Source organism: Sulfuricella sp. T08, from assembly GCF_000971475.1.
Classification (GTDB): Bacteria; Pseudomonadota; Gammaproteobacteria; order Burkholderiales; family Sulfuricellaceae; genus Sulfuricella.
This window is the reverse complement of record NZ_DF967527.1, coordinates 35,776-49,895: the sequence shown is the minus strand read 5'-3', so window position 1 is coordinate 49,895 and position 14,120 is coordinate 35,776. Positions and strand designations below refer to the sequence as shown.

The 14,120-nt window shown below is 58.8% G+C and carries 15 protein-coding genes; 9 read left to right on the top strand and 6 right to left on the bottom strand.

What is annotated here, in order from left to right; genetic code table 11:
* The 3 genes from SCT_RS03810 to dnaK all read right to left on the bottom strand — a co-directional run bounded on the left by SCT_RS03810 (position 1) and on the right by dnaK (position 4,194).
* On the bottom strand, positions 1 to 936 hold the full coding sequence (locus SCT_RS03810; RefSeq protein ID WP_059419439.1) for a DnaJ C-terminal domain-containing protein: 936 nt from the start codon (positions 934 to 936) through the stop codon (positions 1 to 3).
* A gap of 39 nt (positions 937 to 975) precedes the next feature.
* The gene (locus tag SCT_RS03805; RefSeq protein WP_202812111.1) at positions 976 to 2,073 is read right to left on the bottom strand and encodes a DnaJ C-terminal domain-containing protein; all 1,098 of its coding nucleotides are present in this window, start codon (positions 2,071 to 2,073) and stop codon (positions 976 to 978) included.
* A gap of 240 nt (positions 2,074 to 2,313) precedes the next feature.
* The gene (gene dnaK / locus SCT_RS03800; RefSeq protein WP_059419235.1) at positions 2,314 to 4,194 is read right to left on the bottom strand and encodes a molecular chaperone DnaK; all 1,881 of its coding nucleotides are present in this window, start codon (positions 4,192 to 4,194) and stop codon (positions 2,314 to 2,316) included.
* Positions 4,195 to 4,267: 73 nt separating this feature from the next.
* Here dnaK and SCT_RS17395 point away from each other — a divergent pair, with 73 nt between their 5' ends.
* On the top strand, positions 4,268 to 4,432 hold the full coding sequence (locus tag SCT_RS17395) for a hypothetical protein (RefSeq protein WP_189799642.1): 165 nt from the start codon (positions 4,268 to 4,270) through the stop codon (positions 4,430 to 4,432).
* A gap of 2 nt (positions 4,433 to 4,434) precedes the next feature.
* Here SCT_RS17395 and SCT_RS03795 read toward each other — a convergent pair whose 3' ends face one another.
* Positions 4,435 to 4,911: a YbhB/YbcL family Raf kinase inhibitor-like protein gene (locus SCT_RS03795; protein WP_059419438.1), complete on the bottom strand. Its 477-nt coding sequence runs from the start codon at positions 4,909 to 4,911 to the stop codon at positions 4,435 to 4,437.
* A 216-nt stretch (positions 4,912 to 5,127) separates the two neighbouring features.
* On the opposite strand from SCT_RS03795, the gene SCT_RS03790 reads away from it, so the two are divergent.
* Positions 5,128 to 5,490 (top strand): translation initiation factor Sui1, encoded by a 363-nt coding sequence (locus tag SCT_RS03790; protein WP_059419233.1) that lies wholly within the window; start codon positions 5,128 to 5,130, stop codon positions 5,488 to 5,490.
* Positions 5,491 to 5,542: 52 nt separating this feature from the next.
* Here the strand turns inward: SCT_RS03790 and SCT_RS03785 are convergent, their stop codons facing one another.
* On the bottom strand, positions 5,543 to 5,818 hold the full coding sequence (locus tag SCT_RS03785) for a hypothetical protein (RefSeq protein WP_059419230.1): 276 nt from the start codon (positions 5,816 to 5,818) through the stop codon (positions 5,543 to 5,545).
* Positions 5,819 to 5,989: 171 nt separating this feature from the next.
* On the opposite strand from SCT_RS03785, the gene SCT_RS03780 reads away from it, so the two are divergent.
* Positions 5,990 to 7,789: an ABC transporter ATP-binding protein/permease gene (locus tag SCT_RS03780; RefSeq protein ID WP_059419436.1), complete on the top strand. Its 1,800-nt coding sequence runs from the start codon at positions 5,990 to 5,992 to the stop codon at positions 7,787 to 7,789.
* Between the two features lie 39 nt (positions 7,790 to 7,828).
* Here SCT_RS03780 and SCT_RS03775 read toward each other — a convergent pair whose 3' ends face one another.
* Positions 7,829 to 8,047 carry a hypothetical protein gene (locus SCT_RS03775; RefSeq protein ID WP_059419228.1) on the bottom strand — a complete coding sequence of 73 codons (219 nt, stop codon included), beginning with the start codon at positions 8,045 to 8,047 and terminating at the stop codon, positions 7,829 to 7,831.
* A 343-nt stretch (positions 8,048 to 8,390) separates the two neighbouring features.
* Here SCT_RS03775 and SCT_RS03770 point away from each other — a divergent pair, with 343 nt between their 5' ends.
* The 6 genes from SCT_RS03770 to SCT_RS03745 all read left to right on the top strand — a co-directional run bounded on the left by SCT_RS03770 (position 8,391) and on the right by SCT_RS03745 (position 14,102).
* Complete coding sequence (locus SCT_RS03770) at positions 8,391 to 8,903, top strand: hypothetical protein (RefSeq protein ID WP_059419226.1); 513 nt, start codon at positions 8,391 to 8,393, stop codon at positions 8,901 to 8,903.
* Positions 8,904 to 9,151: 248 nt separating this feature from the next.
* Positions 9,152 to 9,355, top strand: a complete 204-nt coding sequence (locus SCT_RS03765) for a cold-shock protein (protein WP_009205186.1) — start codon at positions 9,152 to 9,154, stop codon at positions 9,353 to 9,355.
* A gap of 196 nt (positions 9,356 to 9,551) precedes the next feature.
* A complete protein-coding gene (locus SCT_RS03760; RefSeq protein WP_237759600.1) occupies positions 9,552 to 10,202 on the top strand; it encodes a SagB/ThcOx family dehydrogenase in 651 nt (216 codons plus the stop codon).
* 117 nt (positions 10,203 to 10,319) lie between these two features.
* A complete protein-coding gene (locus tag SCT_RS03755) occupies positions 10,320 to 12,269 on the top strand; it encodes a DUF6600 domain-containing protein (protein WP_059419225.1) in 1,950 nt (649 codons plus the stop codon).
* 129 nt (positions 12,270 to 12,398) lie between these two features.
* Positions 12,399 to 12,662 (top strand): 30S ribosomal protein S20, encoded by a 264-nt coding sequence (gene rpsT / locus SCT_RS03750; RefSeq protein ID WP_059419223.1) that lies wholly within the window; start codon positions 12,399 to 12,401, stop codon positions 12,660 to 12,662.
* Between the two features lie 264 nt (positions 12,663 to 12,926).
* The gene (locus SCT_RS03745) at positions 12,927 to 14,102 is read left to right on the top strand and encodes an acetylornithine transaminase (protein ID WP_059419217.1); all 1,176 of its coding nucleotides are present in this window, start codon (positions 12,927 to 12,929) and stop codon (positions 14,100 to 14,102) included.
* Positions 14,103 to 14,120: the final 18 nt, after the last annotated feature.

The window sequence follows — 14,120 nt, the reverse complement described above, 5'->3', positions numbered from 1 at the left end:
CTATACTCCCAATGTCCGGCGAGGGTTGAAAGCCAGCTCGCGCGCCATGGTCAGGTAAATTTCCCTGGCCCGTTCGCTGTCTGCGCCGGGCAGCACCACTTGCAGTACCAGGTAGAGATCGCCCGGCGGATTCCCCGGAATGCCCCGGCCCTTGAGCCTGAGCTTGCGCCCTGCCTGGGTGTTTGGCGGCACCTTGACCTGCACGCTCCCACCCGGCGTGGACGTTGTGACCTCTGCCCCCAGCGCCGCTTCCCACGGCGCTAGCGGCAGATCGAGATAGAGGTCGCGGCCATCTACCCGATAGAGGGAATGGGGCTTGAAATCCACCTCCAGATAAAGATCACCCGCCGTTCCGCCACCTATGCCCGGCGTGCCTTGACCGGCGAGCCGGATGTGCTGGCCTGCGCGTATACCTTTTGGGATGTTTACGGTCAGTGTACGGTTTGCCACCACCATGCGGCCCTGCGGATCAAGTTGTGGCGCACGCAAGGTGAGGGTGCGGGCAGCGCCGGAGAAGGTATCTTCCAGGTCGATAAGAATTTTTGCGTGATGATCCTCCCCCCGTGTCCTGTAGCCACCAGAACCGCGCTGGCGGGGCGCGCCGCCGAACAGGGTCGAGAAGAAATCGCTGAAGTCCTCCGCGCCGTCCCCGCCAAAGCCGCCGGAAAACTCGAAACCGGCATTCCAGTCGGGAGGGGGACGAAAATCCTGGCCCGATTTCCAGCTCGAACCAAGCTGATCATAAGCGGCCCTTTTTTCCGGATCCTTTAGCACCTCGTAGGCTTCTCCGACTTCCTTGAAGCGCACTTCGGCATCCGGCTCTTTGCTGACGTCCGGGTGATATTTGCGTGCCAGCTGGCGATACGCGCGCTTTATTTCGTCCTGGGCAGCATCGCGCGACACCCCCATGATCTGATAATAATCCTTGAATTCCATTTGCATCCCCGGAAAAAGAAATAGTCCGCCTTACATTTCCTACAGATGCCACCAGCTGTTGCGGTGCGGTTCGCCGGCCAAATCGCGCAGCTTCTGGTACAGTTCCCGCTCCTCGGCCGAAAGGTGCTCCGGGATATGCACCCGGATGCGCAGGAAAAGATCTCCATGTTTCCGGCCTCCGAATTCGGGCAGCCCCTTGCCGCGAACGCGCAGCACCGTATCATGCTGCGTACCCGGCGGGATGGTGACTTCGGCAGAACGGTCCAGGGTCGGTACCTTGAGCTTTGTGCCCAGAACGGCGTCAGCCACCGTGATCGTCTCGCTGCGCCAGAGATCGGCGCCATCGCGCTCGAAGCGCGGATCGGGCGCACTGCGCACCACCACGAACAGGTCCCCCGACTGCCCACCCTGCTCCCGGCTCGGCATGCCGCGGCCTGGAATGCGCAGGGCCATCCCCTCCTCCACCCCGACCGGAATCGTGACGCTCAGGACTTCTTCGTGCGTTGTCTTGCCCGTGCCGCCGCAAGACGGGCAGGGCTTGTCGATCACGCTGCCCCTGCCCAGGCAGGCCGGGCAAACGCTGATCTGCTGGATGAGAACATTGCTTTTGTCGCGGGTTTCGCGGCGGCGGGTGGTCTGCTGGCCGGTGCCGTTGCACGCGCTGCAAACCCGTGGCTGAGTGCCTGCTGCCGCGCCGCTGCCGTGACAGGCCGAACAGGCTGTCTGATAAGGCAGGCGAACCTTCTCCTCTCCGCCGGAAACCACCCTCTCCAGCGGGATGGTCAGCTCGACCTCGATATTCGACCCGTGCACCGGACCGGCCTGGCGACGGTGAAAGAAATGATTGAACAGCCCTCCGCCCGGACCGAAATCGAAATTGAGGCCGCCGAACAGGTCTTCGAAATCGATGCCGCCGAATAGATCCTCGCGGCTGAACCCGGCCACGCCCTCAAACCCGCGCGCATCATATTCAGACCGCTTCTTCGGGTCGGAAAGCACTGCGTAGGCTTCGGCGATTTCCTTGAAGCGCTCCTCGGCGCCCGGCTCCTTGTTGCGGTCGGGATGGTACTGCAGTGCAAGCTTGCGAAAGGCGTCCTTGATCGCCTTGCCGTCGGCATTTTTCGGAACACCAAGCACCTCGTAGTAATCGCGTTGGGCGGTTGCGATGATGATTCCTTCATCATGAATTTATTGGCTTTGACAAAGCGATTTAACCGCAGAGGACGCGGAGGACGTAGAGGAGTTCAAAGTCTAAAACAGGCCACCAAAAACTCACCCAAAGTAAAAATCGGCGCGTGTCTATAATTCTTCTTTTTTGGGGTTCCTCTGCGTCCTCGGCGTCCTCTGCGGTGAATCGTTGTTTTTTAATCGCTTGCTCTACCTTGCCTCTTTATATTCGGCATCCACCACCCTGCCACGCGGCCCGGAGCCACTTGGTCGGGCTTCGCCGGCAGGAGCACCTTGTTCAGCCTCTGCCCCTTGATAAGGGGTCTGTGCGTACACGCCGGCGTTCGGCGTCTGGGAATAGATCACCGCCCCGGCTTCCTTCAGCACCTTCTGCAAAGCTTCAGCACGCTCGGTGGCAAGCTGGGCATCGCGCCTGGTCAAGGCTTCCTTCACCTCGCGCAGCGCGGCCTCGATCCTGCCCTTGAGTTCGGCGGTGAGCTTGTCGCCGAAATCCGCCAGCATCTTTTCCGCCTGGTAGCAGACGGAATCTGCTGCGTTCAGCTTGTCCACTTCCTCGCGTCGTTTCTTGTCCTGATCGGCGTACTGTTCGGCCTCCCGGATCATGCGCTGCTTCTCGCTATCGGAAAGCCGGGTCGAGCCGGTAATGCGGATCGACTGGGATTTGCCGGTGGAGGTATCCCTGGCGTTGACGTTGAGGATGCCGTTCGAGTCGATATCAAACGTCACCTCGATCTTCGGCATGCCGCGCGGCGCAGGCGCCAGACCGTCGAGGTTGAATTCCCCCAGGCTGGCGTTGTCCGGAGCCATCGGGCGCTCGCCCTGGAACACATGGATGGTGACGCTGGTCTGCATGTCGGCTGCGGTGGTAAAAATCTCGGATTTCTTCACCGGCACCGGCGTGTTACGCGTGATCAAGGGGGTGGCGACGCCGCCCAGGGTTTCAACGCCTAGCGTCAGCGGCGTCACGTCCACCAGCACGATATCGCCCACCTCGCCCGACAGCACGCCAGCCTGGATCGCCGCGCCGGAAGCGACGCATTCCATCGGGTCGACCCCCATTTCCGCCTTGCGGCCGAACATGTCCTCAAAGAAAGTGCGTACCGACGGCATCCGGGTCGGCCCGCCGACAAAGACGATGCGGTCGACATCGCGCGGGGTGATGCCGGCATCCCTCAGCGCCTGCTCCACCGGCCCGCGGCAGCGCTCGGTCACGGAGCGCACCACCCGCTCCAGGTCGGTGCGCGTCAAATCCAGCTCGAGATGGCGCGGCTCCCCACCCGAGGAAGCGATGTAAGGCAGGCTGATGTGAGCGGTGGTGCTGGCGGTGAGTTCGATCTTGGCCATCTCCGAGGCTTCGAGCAAACGCGCAGCGGCCTTGCGGTCGCCGCGCACATCGATGCCGGATTCCGTCCTGAAGCGGTCGGCCAGGTACTCGAAAATGCGCTGGTTCATGTCGGTTCCGCCGAGCTGGGTATCGCCCGAAGTGCTCTTCACCTCGAACACGCCCTTGCCGAACTCCATGATGGTCACGTCTAGCGTGCCGCCGCCGAAGTCGATCACCGCGATGCGCAGTTCCTGGCCCAGCCGGTCGAGACCGTAGGCGAGAGCGGCTGCGGTGGGCTCGTTCACCAGTCGCTCCACCTCGATACCGGCGATACTGCAGGCGTCCTTGGTGGCATTGCGCTGGTTATCGTCGAAATAGGCGGGGACGGTCACCACCGCCTTGGTTACCGGCTCGCCCAGGAAGGCTTCGGCGTCGCGCTTGATTTTTTGCAGGAGAAAGGCGGACAACTGCTCGGGCGTATACTCGTTATTGCGCAGGCGGACCTTCTCGCGGCGCCCCATCTGCCGCTTGAAAGCGGTGGCGGTGCCTTCCGGATTCGACGCCGCCTGGCGCCGCGCCGGCTCGCCGACCAGCACCTGCCCGTCGGCGGTCACTGCGACATAGCTGGGAAATGCCTTGCCACCCAGGCTCACTCCCTCGGAGCTGGGTATGATGACTGGCCGACCGCCGCGCAGCACGGCGGCTGCGGAGTTGGAAGTGCCGAGGTCGATCCCGATGATAGCCATGATGCTCTCCCTGATTGCTTCCTTAAATTTGCGTAACCTCTATACTGTTAAAAATAGCAGAAGGCGATCCGACATGATCAAAAACAAACGCATCCGCCGAACTGGCGCACTAGTCATGGTGGTGCTGGGCGCAATCCTGATGTTTCTCGCCCCGGAAGTCTGGCAGGGTGCCCTGTTGCTCGCCTTGGGCGTCATCATCGAACTGGTCGGCATCACGCTGGAGCATAACGCCGAATAAGGCTATCGGCTGCGCTGATATTGCCCTATCAACTCCGCATGGCTGAGAATATGCCCCTGCATTGCCTTTTCCACCACCGCTTTGGCAGGTCTGCCCAAATCCGGCAGAACAGCATCCAGCGCATACAGCTTGAAAAAATAGCGGTGGCGTCCCACGGGCGGGCAAGGTCCCCCATAACCCGTGCGCTGCCAGTCGTTCACCCCTTGCAACGTCCCTTGTGGCAGCACCTTTGCCGGAACACCCTCAGGCAATTCACCCGCAATCGGCGGCAGGTTATACAGCACCCAATGCACCCAAGTCATCTTAGGCGCGGCCGGATCTGGCGCATCGGGGTCATCTACAATCAGAACCAGACTTGTTGTTCCTGTCGGCAATCCGGACCAGGCCAATGGCGGAGAGATATCCGACCCATCGCAGGTATAGCGTTGCGGGATCATGCCGCCCTGGAAAAACACCGTGGATGTCAACATCATGTCCATGCCCTCCCGTTTTTTATCACCCGCCATGGCGGGCAGAACCACCGTTAACAGCGCCGCCACAGCCATGCGCCGCAGGGCTGCATGTGCGATCAAGATACTCATCGTCACTCTCAAAGATAGGCCACTCGCTTCAATATAGCAGTATCCGGGTAATTGGTTATCGCTGCAGTGGCGCTACAATAGCGGCATGAGAGCGAACAATGCCATCGGAAGTTTATGAAAAACAATAAAGCAACAGGCGGGCTCGTCTATTCCACCGAGCACGGGAAAATGTGTCCTGAGTGCCGGAAATCTCTTGCCGAGTGTATTTGCAACCGAAACACAGCTATCCCTGTGTCTGACGGTATTGTGCGAGTCTCCAGAGAGACCAAAGGCCGCAAAGGGAAAGGCGTTACCCTGATCAAGGGGCTTACGCTGGATGTTCTTGCGCTCGCGCAACTGGGCAAGCAGCTCAAAACGGCGTGCGGCTCTGGTGGCACGGTGAAGGATGGGGTGATTGAAATCCAGGGCGATCACTGTGATTTTGTGATCGAAAACCTCAAGAAGCAGGGCTGGGTCGTGAAGCGGGCTGGTGGGTAGTTGATCTGCCACCGCCGCGCCACATCACAGCCCGACCGTATTAGCGTCTGTGTTATGCATCGCTCTCGTAACTCGACGGCGTCACTCCTGCCCGGGCGAGGAATTCGCGCAGCTGCTTGATCAGCATTTTGTCGCAGACATTGCTTTGATGGGGGTGGTGCAGGAATTCCTCGTAACCATTTAGCGTCGCGTGGAAGCGTGCGCCGTGAGCAGAGGTGACGCTGGCGCCCAAGTGGTGCAGCAAGGATTCGATTTCGCGCCAGTGGATGTTGCCGCTGACCGGATCATGGAAGATGGCGCGTAGCAGGTTGATATGCTTGTGGCTCATGGCGAGGCTCCTTTGTGTGCGACCTTGCTCGAATTATTATCCCCTGTGGCGGCAAGGTAAAGCAAAGTTGAGCAGATTTTGCGCGGTGTGAAATAATGACCCCCTGTGTTTGCTTTCGTGCGATGCATGGAAACAATGATAAAACTGGCTAACAGAGATTCCAAAGACCCGATGTCCCTATCCGAACATTCCCATTCCAGTACAAAGTCTCAGCCCGGCCAGGCCAATTTGCGTTCGATCGGCCGCGTGTTCCCCTATCTGTGGGAATTCCGTGGCCGGGTAGTGCTGGCCCTGGCCTTGCTGATCGGCGCCAAGCTGGCGGCGGTGATGGTCCCGCTGGTGTTGAAAGAAATCATCGATGCGCTGGACAAGTCGCGTGCCGACCTGGTTCTGCCGCTGACGCTGATCATCACCTATGGCCTGCTGCGCTTTGCCAGCACCACGTTTGCCGATCTGCGCGATGTGGTGTTCGGCAAGGTCACGCAGCGTGCCATGCGCCGGGTGAGCATGGCAGTGTTCGAACACCTGCATGCGCTGTCGCTGCGCTTTCATCTGGAGCGCCAGACCGGCGGCATCACCCGCGACATCGAACGCGGCACCAAGGCGATCTCCAGTCTGGTAGGCTACTTGCTGTTCCGCATCACGCCGACCGTGCTGGAAATCCTGATGGTGGCGGTCATTCTGTTCGTCAAGCTGGACTGGGTATTCGGGCTGATTACGCTGGTGACGCTGGCGGCGTATATCGGCTTTACCGTGACCATCACCGACTGGCGCACGCAGTTCGTGCGCCGCGCCAACGCGCTGGATTCCGAAGCGTATGGCCGCGCGATCGACAGCCTGTTGAACTATGAAACGGTGAAATATTTTGGCAACGAGCGCTATGAGGCTGCGCGCTACGATACCAGTCTGGCGGAATGGGAGCGGGTAGCCTTGCAGTCGCAGCGTTCGCTCGGTCTGTTGAACGCGGCGCAGGCTGGCACCATCGCCATCGGCGTCACGCTAATGGTGCTGCGCGCAGCGAACGGCGTGGTGGAAGGCACGCTCACGCTGGGCGATCTGGTCATGGTCAACGCCTTTCTGTTGCAGATGTTTCAGCCTTTGAGCTTTCTCGGCGTGATGTACCGCGAGATCAAGCAGTCCATGACCGATGTGGAACGCATGTTTATCCTGCTGCATCGCCCCAAGGAAGTGGAGGATGCGCCGGATGCAGGCACGCTGGACGTGCTTGGCGGGGAAGTAAAGTTCGAGCACGTCAGCTTCGCCTACAATGCCGACCGCCCGATTCTGCATGATGTCAGCTTCACCATCCCGGCCGGAAAAACCGTGGCCGCCGTGGGCGCGAGTGGCGCGGGAAAATCCACCCTGGCGAGGTTGCTGTTCCGCTTTTATGACGTTAACCAAGGCAGCATCCAGATCGATGGCCAGGACATCCGCCACATCAGCCAGGACAGCCTGCGCGCGGCCATCGGTGTAGTACCGCAGGACACAGTGCTGTTCAACGACAGCATTTACTACAACATCGCCTATGGCCGCCCCGATGCCACGCGCGATGAAGTCATCGCTGCCGCCCGTGCCGCGCATATCCTGAACTTCATCGAATCCCTGCCGCAAGGCTGGGACAGCGTGGTCGGCGAACGCGGCCTGAAACTCTCCGGTGGCGAAAAACAGCGCGTCGCCATCGCCCGCACTTTGTTGAAAAATCCGGTGATTCTGATTCTGGATGAAGCCACCTCCGCACTCGACACCAAAACCGAAAAAGCCATCCAGGCCGAGCTGCTGGAAATCGCCAGGAGCCGCACCAGCCTGATCATCGCACACCGGCTCTCCACCGTGGTCGAAGCCGATGAGATCCTGGTCATGGATGCCGGGCGCATAGTCGAGCGTGGCCGGCATCCCGAGCTGCTGGCAAAAGACGGCGTGTACGCACACATGTGGGCGCTGCAACAACAGGCTGAAGAAGAAGTCGCGTAAGTTTCGAAGACGGTTAACTGCTTTTAAAACCGCTATAACTTATTCTTGGCAGGCATACATCTTTTTCAGGAATAACTCCGAAATTTCCATCGTAAGATCAGCGGGTATTGTCGTATGCGTGTCGGACAGTTCAAGCAGATTCTGACACACCAGGCCAACATCGGGGTTCCATCCAGCGCACATGATTTCATCGCCGTACTCCGCCTCTACCGAATCGGTTCCGATTTCGTAGCTGCTCATGTTCGTCGTGATAGCCATGACACACCTCCTTCTTTTAGTTTTTATTGAGACTTCTCTCTGCCGAATTTAAATCAGCTGTCTTGCAATTTATAAAAAGCATTATCCATGCCATACGCAAGAATACAAACAACAACTAATTCAATATCAATGCGTTGAATATTATTCATACACTAACAATTAATCGAATCAGGGAGCGTATCAGGTGAAAATGTAAAAAGTTCCGACACAAAATGCCGTTTTCCGACGCGGCTCGATACTGTCCACCATGAGTTAAATATAGCCATACATAGACGCTTCGCCATTTTTGGATCGGCGGCCTGAATCTCGGCTAGGAATAAAAATTCCGCCATAATGGCTAAATATGAAACGCTTAACAATGATTCTGGCTGCGTTGCTGCTGACTGGCTGCGCGGCTTACAGCGGCGGCCTCAAGCCTGGCGAGGCGAGACTGGAAGATGTGCTGCGCGTGATGGGGCAACCGGCGATGCGCTGGCAGGAACCGGACGGTGCCCTGCAGCTGGCTTATCCACGAGGGCCGATGGGCGTTCACAGCTATATGGCGTTTATCGGAGCGGATGGTGGGCTGCAGCGCATCGAGAACGTGATGGACCGGAGCGCATTTACCCGCATCCAGGCCGGCATGGGCAAGGAGCAGGTGCTGCGCATTCTGGGGCCATCATGGCCGGGATGGACGGTTTATTTCAAGGCGAGAGACGAATTGGTGTGGGAATGGCGCTATTGCGACGAGTGGAATGAGCCGGCGCGCTTCGATGTACTGTTCGATGCCAGCACGGAGACGGTGCGCTCGACCCTGAGCCTGACCGAAAGCCAGATGGGGTTGTGCGAACAAGGGGGATGCTGGTGCTCGCGCTGACGCAACGGAGTCAGCGGTGGCAGCATCGCAGGGGTCGTACTTGAACGCACGTGCCGCGCACCCAGAAAAAATAAATTGAACTTAACCGTTTTTGCTGTAGTCTTAATGCAAGTCTGTGGAATTCAAGTTTCAATTGCGGTACCTCATTGTTGGTCTGTTTTTTTCCTTGATGTTCGATAGGCTGGGCATTTGCCCGTCTTCATCCGGCTATTTTTAGCCGGCTTTAACTTGATATTGAGGTGAATTAAATGGCAACAGGTACTGTGAAATGGTTTAACGATGCAAAAGGTTTTGGCTTTATTACCCCGGATGATGGCAGCGAAGATTTGTTCGCGCATTTCTCTGCGATTCAGGCAGGGGGTTTCAAATCCTTGCAAGAAAACCAGCGTGTCAGTTTTGAAGTGACTGCCGGCCCTAAAGGCAAACAGGCTTCAAACATTCAAGCTGCGTAAACCTGCAGTAGTTTAAGAAAAAGCCCCGGCCTGCCGGGGCTTTTTTACGCCTGTACCACGGAGTTTCAGGCGACAACCTGTGTGATCGAGCTTCCTCCCTCTCAAACGTGCAGGAAGGAAAACACCGCCTTGCCCCCCGCCCCCGCGCGTCTATAGTTACTATTGTTGCTGTTGTTCTGCCAAGGAGAAACCGGCCATGGAAAAATGGATATATGCGGGGTTATTCATGATGAGCGTGACGGGAAACGGATGGGCGCAGGAAACCGATGCCATCAAACTGCCACCGCCCCAGATGGAGAGCGGGAAGCCGTTGATGCAGGTTCTGAAGGAGCGCCACTCGACACGGGAGTTCGGCACCAAACCGCTGCCACAGCAGGTGCTGTCGAATTTGTTGTGGGCGGCGAACGGCGTGAACCGGACCGACTCGGGCAAGCGTACAGCGCCTTCCGCTCGCGATTGGCGCGAAATCGATGTGTACGTGGCAACAGCAGAAGGGGTTTATCGTTACAACCCGATCACCCATACGCTGAAGCGTGTAGTAGCCGGCGACATCCGCGGACTGACGGGCGTGCAGGATTTTGTGGCAACGGTGCCGGTGAACCTGGTTTATGTGGCGGACCTCAACCGGATGAGCGACGCCGGGGCGGAACAGAAAGCACTTTACAGTGCAACCGACACCGGCTTCATTGCCCAGAATGTGTATCTCTTCTGCACTTCTGCAGGCTTGGCTACGGTAGTGCGCGGGTCGATCGATCGAGCAGCGCTTGGCGCAGCAATGGGGCTGGGTAGTCATCAAGAGATCATCCTTGCGCAATCCGTCGGCTACCCGGCAAAAAATGTGCAATAGCAGCCTGTCCTAACGTCAACTGTATCTGCGCTGTAACGTTGTTTAGCTACTTCCCAGCGTCAAGGCTTACGGCGCGCAACTCCAGGAAAATGCTCCTGGCTACCCAAGGCGACGCCCATGTTTCCATTGTCCAGAATGATCACTGCTCTTTCCGTCATGTTGCTCATCGTCATGAGCAGCCTTCCCGCCCTCGCTCAAGAGGATGATCAGAAAGCGGCCGCCAGTCCGTTGCGTCTGAGTTACGTCGAAGGGGATGTCTCTTTCTCGCGCCTGGGCGCAGAAGACTGGGTGGAGGCGCAAATGAATACTCCGCTTGCCGCCGGCGATGCACTCTATGTCGGCAGCGACGGCAACCTCGAACTCCAGATGGGGGGACGAGGCTTTGTCCGGGCCGACGATGATACGCAACTCACGCTCGTCAACCAGACGGCCGATTTCATTCAGTTCAGAATCACTTCCGGCCGTGTGTCCTTTGATCTGCGCACGCTTCCCACAGGCTTTTCGGTGGAGGTGGATACACCCAATGCGGTGTTCACCATTGATCGCACAGGCTATTACCGGGTGGACGTGAATGGGGATGTGCATTTCATCACCCGTCGCGGCGGCCGGGCGATGATGGTTCCGGCCGGTGGGCAGGCCATGAGCATTCTTCCCTCCGAAGAAATCGTGGTACAGGGTGGCACCGTGGCTCAGGCAAAAACCTACGTGGCGCCGGAGCTCGACCAGTGGGATCGATGGAATTACGAGCGCACGGAGAGTCTGGTCGATGCGGTCAGTGAACGCTACCTTCCCGCTGGAATCGCTGGCGCCTCCGATCTGGATCACTATGGCAGATGGCGTGTAGTGCCGGACTACGGGCAGGTCTGGGTACCCGACGCAGTATCGCCGGGATGGGCACCCTACAGCACCGGCAGGTGGGTCTGGGACCCTTACTATCAGTGGACCTGGATAGACGACGCTCCGTGGGGATGGGCTCCGTTCCATTATGGCCGCTGGGTTCATCTGGGCATCTACTGGGCGTGGGCTCCAGGCCCGGTGGCCAGACAAGTGGTGTATGCCCCTGCCTTGGTGGCATTTTTCGGTGTCAGCTCGCGCGTGTCCGTTGGCATCGGCATCGGCGGCTCAGGGGTGGGCTGGGTGGCGCTCAGTTGGGGTGAACCGTTGACCCCGTGGTGGGGGCGCCCCGGTTTCATCGGAAGACCCTGGTGGGGCGGCTGGCATGGCCCACGGGTGGTGAATAACGTGGTCATTAAGCAAACCACGATTGTCAACGTGAGCAACATCACCTATCAAAACACCCGCGTGAGCAATGCTGTTGTTGCCACGACACGGGAGCGCTTCGGCAGAGGCCATGTGCACGATGCGCCGGTGCGGGTGACGCAAATCCGTGAACTGGAGCATGTCCGGGGCGCTCTGCCGATACAACCCGATCCGGCAAGCCTGGTGGCCGGTGCCCACAGGGGAGTTCGCCCGGCGGAAAGTGTGCTGTCGCGGCCGGTGGTGTCTACGCGGCCACCCAGTGAGTCCAGGCTGCCGTGGCGTACTGAAGCGCCCAAGTCCGAGAAAAAAACCGCCCCCGAGCAACGCTACGTAGAGATGCCAAAACATCCATCCAACGACCTGCCGCGCCCGGAATTCGGCGCTCAGACCGGGGCGGAACGCGCCACCCCTCCGTTTCAGCCACGCTTCAAGGAAAGGCGGCGCGATGCCGAACCTACTTCTTCTGGCAACGTGATACGGGAACGCGCCCAGACTGACCGGGCTGAACCCAGAGCGCCGCGCACCTCTGTCCCTGAAGCGACAACGCCACCGCACGCTGTGCGTGAAATTGCCCCGCCACGCGCAGTTCAAGAACAGGAAAGGGTGCGGGCAACACCTGAGCCCCGCAGAGGGGAGGCAACGCCAGGCTGGACGCGCTCAGTTCCCGAGGCAACTCCGCAGCGGGAGCGAGCAGAACGCGAGCGCGCGGACCTGCCCGGCAAGCCGGCCAACCGCGTGTACCGCGGTCAGGATAGTAATAAAGAGAACAGCGATCGGCGCCGCTCGTGGCAGAAACCTGATAACTAGCAGCAGTAACCTATTGATTACTAATGGCCAACACCAAGGATCTGTCGCCGCCCTTGCCAACCGAATGAAAGAAAAGTATTATTGCGCGTTTCGTCTGCCCCGCAGAGTAATATCCAAGGAGTTTCATCAATGGCAAACAGCGCACAAGCCAGAAAGCGTGCAAGACAGTCCGACAAGCAACGCGAGCACAACACCAGCCAGCGTTCCGAGTTCCGCACCGCAGTCAAGAAGGTGATCAAGGCTGTTGAAGCTGGCGACAAGGAAGCTGCCAAGGCGGTTTACCTGGAGTCGGTTAGCGTGATCGACAGCATCGCCGACAAGAAAATCGTGCACAAGAACAAAGCTTCACGCCACAAGAGCCGTTTGAACGCTGCCGTCAAAGCGATGGCCTGAGACTCGCCGCAGCACTAGCTGCCGCGCGCCCGTTTTGCTTGCCCGGCAGCCTTTAGCTAGCCGGGCATTTGTTTTGGCTTGGCCAAACCTGCTTGCCACGCCCTGAGGTTGGCTTGAAGGGCAAATTTCTCTTGCAAGTATCCGTTGTTTGGCTAAATATAACGCTTTCGAGCGCACCAATACACGGCGGCTGATGCCGCCGTTTGCATTTATATTTTTCGCGCGATCATTTGTCCAACTCTAAAAGCAGCAACAGCTCACCATATGTCACATTTAATGAACACCTATGCCAGATTGCCCGTCGCCTTTACCCGCGGCGAAGGCGTGTGGCTTTGGGACGAACAAGGCAAACGCTATCTGGATGCAGTCGCCGGAGTCGCCGTAAACGGTCTTGGGCATGCTCATCCGAGACTGGCCCAGGCGATCTGTGAGCAGGCGAAGACGCTGATCCATACCTCCAACCTGTACCAGATTCCCAAGCAGGAGCAACTGGGCACCGAACTGGCGCAATTGGCCGGTATGGACAAGGTATTTCTGTGCAACTCCGGCGCCGAAGCCAATGAAGCCGCGATCAAGCTGGCACGCCTTTATGGCCACAACAAGGGCATCGACAGACCCGCCATCATAGTGATGGAGAAAAGCTTCCACGGCCGCACCATGGCGACGCTGACCGCTACCGGCAGCCGCAAGGTGCAGGCCGGCTTCGAACCCCTGGTGAGCGGCTTCGTGCGCGTACCCTACAATGACATCGCCTCGATCAACCAGATCGCTGAGCACAACCAGAACATCGTCGCCATCCTGGTCGAACCGGTGCAGGGCGAAGGCGGCATCCAGATACCGCAACCCGCCTATCTGCAAGAGCTGCGCCGCATCTGCGACAGCCACGGCTGGCTGTTGATGCTGGATGAGGTGCAGACCGGCATCGGCCGCACCGGCACCATGTTCGCTTTCCAGCAAACCGGCATCGTGCCCGACATCATGACCTTGGCCAAGGCTCTCGGTTCGGGCGTACCTATCGGCGCCTGCCTGGCGAAAGGCATTGCCGCGGAGGTATTCAAGCCCGGAAACCATGGATCGACCTTCGGCGGCAACCCGCTTGCCTGCGCTGCTGCGCTGGCGACGCTGGAAGCGATCGATGAACAAAACCTGTGCCAACAGGCCGCTGAAATCGGCGCGTTCATCCGCGATGGCTTGAGCAGTCAATTGTCAGATACGACCGGTGTTGTCCAGGTACGCGGTGCCGGGCTGATGATCGGCATCGAACTGGATCGCCCCTGCGGTGATCTGGTCAAGCTGGCGCTGGAGCAAGGCCTGATTATCAACGTTACGGCGGACAGCGTGGTACGCCTGTTACCGCCGCTGGTCATGAAGCGCGACGAGGCACAGCAAGTAGTGGACATGCTCGCGCCGCTGATCAAGGATTTTCTCGCGCAAAAATAATGCGCCCATGGTGGCATC

Bases quoted from the DNA above. Each gene is read 5' to 3' on its own strand.
- SCT_RS03810 (WP_059419439.1), bottom strand. From the start codon at position 936: ATGGAATTCAAGGATTATTATCAGATCATGGGGGTGTCGCGCGATGCT.
- dnaK (WP_059419235.1), bottom strand. From the start codon at position 4,194: ATGGCTATCATCGGGATCGACCTCGGCACTTCCAACTCCGCAGCCGCC.
- SCT_RS17395 (WP_189799642.1), top strand. From the start codon at position 4,268: ATGATCAAAAACAAACGCATCCGCCGAACTGGCGCACTAGTCATGGTG.
- SCT_RS03795 (WP_059419438.1), bottom strand. From the start codon at position 4,911: ATGGACATGATGTTGACATCCACGGTGTTTTTCCAGGGCGGCATGATC.
- SCT_RS03790 (WP_059419233.1), top strand. From the start codon at position 5,128: ATGAAAAACAATAAAGCAACAGGCGGGCTCGTCTATTCCACCGAGCAC.
- SCT_RS03785 (WP_059419230.1), bottom strand. From the start codon at position 5,818: ATGAGCCACAAGCATATCAACCTGCTACGCGCCATCTTCCATGATCCG.
- SCT_RS03780 (WP_059419436.1), top strand. From the start codon at position 5,990: ATGTCCCTATCCGAACATTCCCATTCCAGTACAAAGTCTCAGCCCGGC.
- SCT_RS03775 (WP_059419228.1), bottom strand. From the start codon at position 8,047: ATGGCTATCACGACGAACATGAGCAGCTACGAAATCGGAACCGATTCG.
- SCT_RS03770 (WP_059419226.1), top strand. From the start codon at position 8,391: ATGAAACGCTTAACAATGATTCTGGCTGCGTTGCTGCTGACTGGCTGC.
- SCT_RS03765 (WP_009205186.1), top strand. From the start codon at position 9,152: ATGGCAACAGGTACTGTGAAATGGTTTAACGATGCAAAAGGTTTTGGC.
- SCT_RS03760 (WP_237759600.1), top strand. From the start codon at position 9,552: ATGGAAAAATGGATATATGCGGGGTTATTCATGATGAGCGTGACGGGA.
- SCT_RS03755 (WP_059419225.1), top strand. From the start codon at position 10,320: ATGTTTCCATTGTCCAGAATGATCACTGCTCTTTCCGTCATGTTGCTC.
- rpsT (WP_059419223.1), top strand. From the start codon at position 12,399: ATGGCAAACAGCGCACAAGCCAGAAAGCGTGCAAGACAGTCCGACAAG.
- SCT_RS03745 (WP_059419217.1), top strand. From the start codon at position 12,927: ATGTCACATTTAATGAACACCTATGCCAGATTGCCCGTCGCCTTTACC.